This window comes from Massilia sp. NBRC 108631, from assembly GCF_059704565.1.
On the sequence record NZ_BAAKJE010000120.1, the window covers coordinates 1 to 237 of the forward strand.

1 protein-coding gene is annotated in these 237 nt (G+C 66.2%); it reads right to left on the reverse strand.

Annotated elements, in window-relative coordinates; translation table 11 throughout:
• Positions 1-43: 43 nt before the first annotated feature.
• Positions 44-237 (reverse strand): chemotaxis protein CheW (locus AC6H42_RS13415; RefSeq protein WP_497548256.1); only part of this gene is annotated, 194 nt, incomplete at its 5' end.

Sequence of the window (237 nt, forward strand, 5' to 3'; positions counted from 1 at the left end):
CGCTGGAACTGCGCGAACTCATGGTCGCTGATGGCGGCGGGTGTCATGCGGCCGCCAACGCGCTGATTTCGTCCACCGACAGCACCTGGCTGGCGTCCAGCAGGATCACGAACTTGCCGTTGACCTTGCCCATGCCGGCAATGAACTCGGGGCGGATGCGGGCGCCGAACTGTGGCGCCGGTTCGATGTCGGACGGCGGGATGTCGATCACGGCGTTGACCGCGTCCACCATCACCC